The sequence below is a fragment of the Corallococcus sp. AB011P genome (assembly GCF_003611605.1).
GTDB lineage: Bacteria > Myxococcota > Myxococcia > Myxococcales > Myxococcaceae > Corallococcus > Corallococcus coralloides.
The window spans coordinates 1-7553 of sequence record NZ_RAVX01000048.1 but is presented as its reverse complement, the minus strand read 5'-3'; the positions used below and the strand labels follow the sequence as shown (position 1 = coordinate 7553).

Below are 7553 nucleotides of genomic sequence, written 5' to 3'. Positions count from 1 at the left end.
TGAAGTCGCGGTCTCCTCGCTTCGAGGGTGGGCCGCTCCGCGAGCCCAGCAAGGGCTTGATGCGGCTCCACTCGGCATCGCTCAGTTCATGTCGGCGCACAGCCAGCGTTGATCATGCCTGACGCTGGCTGGCAACCTCCTGATGCCCTTCATGGCTGGGTCCAACGCCGGTGTTTGATCCACCAGGTTGATTTTCGGGCCGGAGATCAGGGACAGCCCCTAGCGTGTGGGGAAAGAGCTAGGAACGACTGCCGCATGAACTTCTGCTGCGCGGCAACATGGACTTTTCCTTTACCTCCATCAACTCCTCGTCCGTCCGGGTCCCGCAGGCCCAAGCTCGATGAATAGAGAGAAGGCAGGTGGTACGCTTCATCTACGCGTAGAGCCCCACGAACTGCCACTGACCGAGTCCGCAGCGGCGGTCAACGTTCCCGACAATTACGAAATATGCCCATTCGCAGAGTCCACACATTCAGCGTCGAGGGCTTCGAGCCAGAGGCGGCGGCGTCCACGTAAGGTCCACGGCGACAAGGCATACGCTTCCCTGGAGAAACGGTGAAGACTTCAGCTGTGTGGCATGGCCACTCGCATCGCCCATCCACAAGCACCGAGCCCAGGGAGCAGCCAAGACGCTATCAATAGGTCGCTGGGCTCACTCTGGCCTTAAATAGCTAGCCACACCGCTTTCGAGTCCGCGCCGAGTACAGGGAGAGCGTCCACCCATCCTCCGGAGCTCCGTCGTGCCTCTGCGCCGACTCCATCCTAACGTTTGTTAGGAGCTGCGAACTGTCAGTATAACCCCGATCAAACGAGCGACCGGACGACCTGCTGCTGTCCTGGATGCCCGATTTAACCGCTCTAGTCCACCATCCATCCCACCATAAACCACACGATCGCACCACAAAGACGGCTTATCCACTCTTTTCTGGTTCGATAGGCGACCAAGCACGCCTCAAGCAGCGAGCCGTCCTCATTCTACTCGTTGCCGACACTCGACCAGTATCTTATGATACCGACCAAGCCCAATAGGTGACGCGCCGCACCATGACTGGGAACCTACCAGAGATCCGGAAGCAGCTCGTCTCCTTGGCTGCTTCTAGAAAAACCCGCTCAACACCTAACAACCAAGCCATGCCTTGCAAGTGGCATCCGTGGACAGTGACATGCCCTGAAAGTGGCGAGCTTTTCACGGAAGCGGGGGCATGGGAGTTCACCGTCTCGTTGCTCGATGCAGGAGTCCATCTTGAGGAAATTGTTCTCCGGAAGCCCCCAGGACGAACTGGATATGTTCTCCTTTTCGACACCCAAGGAGGCCAGAGGATCTACATCAAGCTCCAACTAGGCTCCGGAACAGTGTTTGGCCGCAGCTTTCATTACAGCAAGCCAGGGGATGACGAAGATGAATAAAGACCATACGGACGAGACATTCTCAAGTAAGCACCCATCCTGCGCAGCTTGTGGTGAGCCCAGCCTCATTCAAATTCAAACCAAGCAGCAGTTCCCATACGGCCTGGAGGCTGAACAGGTTTTACTATCGGCCGAAGTGCCTGCCTGGCATTGCTCGAGCTGTGATTTCGAATTTACCGATGGCGACGCAGAAGAACTGCGACATGAGGCTGTTTGCCGCCACCTTGGCCTACTTTCCCCCAGAGAAATCCGCGAAATCCGCTCCAACCATCAGATGACCCAGAGCGAATTCGCCGAAGAGACTGGCTTTGGCGAAGCCTCCATAAAGCGCTGGGAGCTTGGCCTAAATCTCCAAAACAAGTCAGCAGACAAATACCTGCGCCTTCTTCGTGAGAGGCGCATATCTGGGAACAAAGCCCCGCTCGCGCAAAAAACCAATCTTCACAACCGGAAGCGCACCAAAAAATTCAGAACCAGCTTGCCAGCCAGCGCCTATCTTGCTGCAAGCACTTTTGAGTTGCGCCTAGGACACGCTTAAGTAGGCACTCATGCATACCGTCACTTTCTATTCTTTCAAGGGCGGCGTCGGCCGAACGATGGCGCTCGTAAATGTTGCAGCCAACTTGGCCGCAAAAGGTCGGAGAGTACTTGTTGTCGATTTTGACTTGGAGGCGCCGGGAGTTAGCACATACGGACTCTTCAAGGGGAGTGGAGACCTTGGCGTCGTCGATTTTGTAGAAAAATACAGACAGCACGGCGAGGCACCTGATGTTCGCGAATATGTGCGGCGATGCGATTCTCCTATAACCACAGGAGAACTCTGGATCATGCCGTCAGGCCGGCAGGACGCACAGTATGGCTCACGCTTAAATTCGATCGATTGGCTGAGACTCTATCAAGAAGAAGATGGCTATCTGTTGTTTGAGGATCTCAAAGCTCAATGGCAAGAACACATTAGACCCGACTATGTACTCATTGACTCCCGAACGGGTCACACTGACGTAGGGGGAATATGCACACGACAACTGCCCGACTCAGTTGTTGCGCTATTCATCCCGACGGAACAGAACCTCCTAGGACTACGCACTGTAGTTGAGGCTATTCGGCGAGAATCTCAACCGCCGAGAAGTCGTACAATCCATCTCCATTTCGTTCCCTCGAATGTTCCGGAACTCGATGACGAGGAAGGCATCGTTGCTTCGGCGCTTGACCATGCCAGCAAGATGCTAAGATATGACCGTCCTGCGGCAGTTCTTCATCACTACAGCAGTCTCTCTTTACTCAACCAACCTGTATTTGTACACGAACGTCCTCGGACTCGCCTCGCAAAGGAGTACACCGAACTAACGAACGCAATTGTGCGCCAAAACATCGACGATCGTGATGGAGCTCTCTCCTACCTAACGCTAATTGAAGATGAGATCGAGCTAGGCGATCCAAACAGATCCGTTGTCAGGCTAGACGATCGTCTTGATGCAATTGCTTCGGCACACAGTCGAGATGGCGAAGTACTGGCCCGGATGGCATCAATTCGGGAAGCACTCGGCAACTCCGAAGGAGTCCTCAGCCTTCTCAGCATCGCAATTGAATCCGGCTACAAGAAAGCTCGCATTTACAACCAACGAGCCCGAGTACTGCGGTCAATGGGGCGTCTAGATGACGCCGTTGCCGATTTCCTCTCAACACTGGACAGCGAGGACGCAGATTTCCAAGATGTCTATTTCGCCATACGAACCCTAGTCGAAATTTCCCCTCAAACACTGGCCTCAATTTCGGAGTCACGTGCCGTCAAACGACTGTCGACGCCAGAAAGCATCTTTGTTTCAGAAGCAATAAGCATTCCAGGCCTACTCCCAGTCGCCGAGAGACTGCTCCAAAGCATCCGCGAGGACTCCAGCCTTGAGTCAATCAAGCGGATGGCACAACTTCAATTGGCCGTGGTGCACATCGGCCAAGGCCGTTTCGAAGAAGCCATGTCTTCGATTGCAGCATCACATAGTGAAGTACTTGCCAGCGAAGAGATATCCCAGGTGTTCAATTATGCAATGGCGAACTGGGGCATGACTGGCCAGCCACCCACAGATCTATTCAAGCGCGTGCTGGAGTTGGATCTGCTGCGATCTCGAGGAGGCGGCGTTAACTACTCACAATGCCTAGCCATTGCCGCTCATTTCGCGGGTGATACAATAACGGCAAGAAGGCGACTCGCGCGGGCAAGGCAGGGAATCACGCAAAACCCCGTGAGCACGTTCTCTTGCTGGAGATATTTGGAGGTTCCGCCCTCCGAGTTTGAAGAAGACCTGAACGACATCGACAAGTTGCTACATGGAGTGAGCGTGACGCCTAAGTTCATTGATTCCAGATCGAACTAACTACCTTTACGCTTGACACCCTAATGATGCTTGTTCAGTTCCAAAGAAGAGCGAAGGATGTCCGCAGAGAAGCCTAGACAATCCTCGTGAGGGCCCTATTCACGCCCTCTTCTTGACACACGCCACCGCGAACAAGTTGTGGCTCATCGCTTTCGAGGAGAACAGCCCCACGGCACCTAGCAGGCTGTTGGTAACCGTCCGGCCAGTGACGTGCCTGGAGGATTGATGACAGACGCGGACCGTGCTCGGCGAGCGCCGCGAGGAGTGAGCTGGTCAGGGACTGGGCTGGAGGGGTGACTCGAGCGGGTCAGCTGCGCGTCGCCGCTTCCACTCGTGAGGTAGCAGCTCACCGATGCGCGAGTCTGGGTGCGTCTGGACGCGTAGCAGGACATCCGCGAGGTAGTCCTCGGGATTGACCTGGTTGGCCTCGCAGGTGGCCACCAGTGCATAGAGGCCAGCGAAGTTTTCCCCCGCGGCCTCGTGGCCGACGAAGAGAAAGTTCTTACGGCCCAGGGCAACGCTCCGCTCATTCTACCGCAGGCATCGCGGAAGTTGCCCAGGTCCACTGCCGATGGCACCCATTGGTGGGCCAGCAGGTACCCGTCCTGTACCGCGAACACCGCAAAGGCGAGCACGTTGCCATTTGTGCGCTGCCGGATGGCTCGCGCGCGGTCGTCCCATCATGGATGCTGGAGCGGGCGACCTGCGCTGCCCTGACGTTCGGCATTCCGCAGTGCTCTCTTGAGGCGCTTCGCGGCTTACGCCGGTTGCTCGACGCGCTGGCGGCCGAGCACGCGTCGTCATCCACCACAGGCTTGGTGATGGAGGGCGCGCATGGCCAACCATCAGGCAAGGAAGCTGAAGCAACTCTCGCTACCGCTCGCAAGGAGGTCGAGGCCCCAGGTCACCGAAGAGCAGCATCGCCAGGTGGTGGTGCTGCTCGCGCAACTCCTGCTGAGCGCCCTGCCTCCGGCCAGCCCCGGAGACGGCGCAGCGGAGGGTGGCGATGAACCGAGCTGAGCTGCCTGAGTCGGTCCTCCAGCGGCGCGCCATCGTCTACGTCCGTCAATCCACCGTTGCCCAGGTGCAGGACAACATGGAGAGCCAGCGCCGCCAGTATGCGCTCGCGGACCTGGCTCGCGCCTACGGCTTCCGCGACGTCATCACCATTGATGACGACCTTGGCCGCTCGGCCAGTGGCCTGACCACCCGTCCTGGCTTCGAGGCGCTGGTGGCACAGCTCTGCCAGGGTAGCGTCGGTGCTGTCTTTTGCCTGGAAGCCTCCCGTCTGGCTCGTAACGGTCGCGAGTGGCATCACCTCCTTGAGTTGTGTGGCCTCGTAGATGCCCGCGTGGTCGACGGGGATGGAGTGTACGACCCGAGTGTGCCGAATGACCGCCTGCTTCTCGGATTGAAAGGAACCATCAGCGAATTCGAGCTGACACTGATGCGTCGACGGCTCGTCGATGGTGCGCAGGCCAAGGCGCGGCGCGGGGAACTCCATATTCCAGTGCCGGTCGGCTACCTGTGGTCCCATGACACAGCCTTGGAGATGGACCCAGACCGGCGCGTGCGAGAAGCCATCCATACGGTCTTCCGGCTCTTCGAGCGGCTGGAAAGTGCGCGGCAGGTGCATCTTCATATGTGCCGCGAGCGCCACCTCTTCCCACGGCCGAGCGATGGCAAGCGACTGGGGGCGCCACGGTGCTGGACGCCACCGGCCTACCGCAACATCATCAGCGTGCTACAGAACCCATTCTACGCGGGCGTGTATGCGTATGGAAAGTCAGCCCAGCGCACCCAACTCGTCGAAGGGCGCCTAGCGAAGAGCTACGGGCACCCCCGCCCCATGCAGCAGTGGACGGTGCTTCTGCGAGACCACCATGAAGGCTACATCAGTTGGGAAGGATTCGAGCGGAACCAAGAACGCCTGCGGCGAAACGCGCACCGGCGTCCCGCTGGCAGCGCGAAGGCGGCAAGAGGTGGAAGGGCCTTGCTCTCGGGCCTGCTGCGCTGCCGCCGCTGTGGACGGATGCTCTTCGTGGCGTACACCGGGCGTCTGCCGCGCCGGGCCCGCTACCTCTGCCACCGAGGCCACCAGGCCCACGGCACCGCGCCCTGCATCTCCTTCGGTGCCTCACGGCCAGATGACCTCATGGCGACCGAGGTGCTGCAGGCCGTTTCTCCCCTCGCCGTGGAGGCAGCGATAGCCGCCATGGACCTCGCTCACCAGCAACAAACCGAGCGGCGTCGCGCGCTCGAACTTGAGAGGGAGCAGGCGAACTACGAGGTGCGCCTCGCTCAGCGTCGCTACGAGGCCGTCGACCCAGACAACCGACTTGTCGCCGCGGAGCTGGAGGCGCGTTGGAATGCGGCGCTCACCCAACTGCATGCATGTGAGCAGCGCCTCTGTGAAGGGGAGCCCACGCCTGCCGCCGTCCCCGACCACGAGATGCTGCTTCGTCTGGCGGGCGACCTGCGCGCAGCGTGGGACGCCCCAGGGACGGATTCCGCCGTGAAGCAGCGTCTGGTACGTGCCCTGATTGAGGAGATAGTCGTCGACGTCGACGACGACCGCCGAGAGTTAGTGCTCATCATCCACTGGCGGGGCGGGCAACATTCAGAGGTGCGGGCTCGCAAGCCCGCCACGGGAGAGCACCGCAAGCGTGCCTCCGCCACCGCGGATGCGCTGATTCGTGCGATGGCTGGCGAGCAATCGGACGCGGCCATCGCGGAACGTCTCAACCGGGAGAGTCACCGAACTGGCCACGGCCTTGAGTGGACCGAGAGGCGCGTCGCCTCGTACCGGCGGACGGCCCGGATTCCAGCCTACGCTCCCGCCCGGGATGACAGCACCTGGCTCACGATGCGGGATGCTGCCGCAGCCCTCAGCGTGCCGAACCAGGTGATTCGCAAGCTCATCCAGCGTGGATTGCTGCCCGCCAAGCAGGTGATGCCGGATGCGCCGTGGCAGATTCGGGCGGAGGACCTGCGAACTCCGCACGTGCTCAAGGCAGTCCAGACTCGTCGTATGAGCCCGCGGAGCGCGAGCAAGCCTCGCCACAGCACGAAGAGGCTGACAACAACCCGAAGAGGTGACGCACAATGAGACCCCCATTGCCTTGCGCAGCGCCGCCTCGGAGCGGTTGTTGTCCAGGGGCAGGCGCGCGTCGGAGGCGAATCGCGTCAGGGCTTCCCACTGCTTCAGGGCGTAGGAAAGGGCCTGGCCCAGAGGCCCCTTGGGCAGGTGGCGCGGGGCTTGGGATTCCATCCACGCACGCAGCGCCGAGAGGACGGGGAGACTCTGCTGCTGGCGCAGCTCGCGGTGCGCGTCGGTGCGCACGACGCTCGCTTCGCGGGCCAGGGCCTCCACGCGGTAGAGGGCGAGGATGAAGTCCAGGGCCTCGCGGGCCTCGGGGGCGGTGGGGAGCGCCTCGAAGAAGCGGCGACGCACGTGCGCCCAGCAGCCCACGCGGATTCTCCCCTCGGGCAGCGTCACCGCGTTGTAGCCGGTATAGGCATCCACCACGAGGGCGCCCCGGGTGCCGCCCAGGACTTCCTTCGGCGTCGCGCTGGCCCGGCCCAGGCTGAAGCGGTAGCCGATGAGCCACTCGCCCGCGGGCGTCTGGGTGAGGAAAGTCCAGAGATGAAGTTGCCCCGGTTTCGTGGAGTCCCACCCGCTGTGCGAAAAGGGTCCCACGATGCCGAAGTCACGCCCCCCATACCCGCCGGAGTTCCGTGAGCGGGTCGTCGAGCTGATGAAGGCCGGCCGGT

4 protein-coding genes and 2 pseudogenes are annotated in these 7553 nt (G+C 60.4%); 4 read left to right on the top strand and 2 right to left on the bottom strand.

Annotated features, from left to right (window positions below):
- Positions 1–1390 precede the first annotated feature (1390 nt).
- On the top strand, positions 1391–1945 hold the full coding sequence (locus D7X30_RS41160; protein ID WP_120568444.1) for a type II TA system antitoxin MqsA family protein: 555 nt from the start codon (positions 1391–1393) through the stop codon (positions 1943–1945).
- 10 nt (positions 1946–1955) lie between these two features.
- Complete coding sequence (locus D7X30_RS41155; protein WP_120568443.1) at positions 1956–3779, top strand: ParA family protein; 1824 nt, start codon at positions 1956–1958, stop codon at positions 3777–3779.
- Between the two features lie 273 nt (positions 3780–4052).
- Here the strand turns inward: D7X30_RS41155 and D7X30_RS41150 are convergent.
- Positions 4053–4304, bottom strand: a pseudogene (locus tag D7X30_RS41150) (transposase domain-containing protein); the annotation flags it as partial.
- Positions 4305–4613: 309 nt separating this feature from the next.
- Between D7X30_RS41150 and D7X30_RS41145 the strand changes: the two are divergent.
- On the top strand, positions 4614–4799 hold the full coding sequence (locus D7X30_RS41145) for a hypothetical protein (RefSeq protein ID WP_120568442.1): 186 nt from the start codon (positions 4614–4616) through the stop codon (positions 4797–4799).
- On the top strand, positions 4786–6888 hold the full coding sequence (locus D7X30_RS41140) for a recombinase family protein (RefSeq protein WP_120568441.1): 2103 nt from the start codon (positions 4786–4788) through the stop codon (positions 6886–6888). Before D7X30_RS41145 ends, D7X30_RS41140 begins: the two co-directional genes overlap by 14 nt.
- A 21-nt stretch (positions 6889–6909) precedes the next feature.
- Here D7X30_RS41140 and D7X30_RS43350 read toward each other — a convergent pair.
- Positions 6910–7479 (bottom strand): annotated as a pseudogene (locus D7X30_RS43350) (IS66 family transposase); the annotation flags it as partial.
- Between the last annotated feature and the right edge of the window lie 74 nt (positions 7480–7553).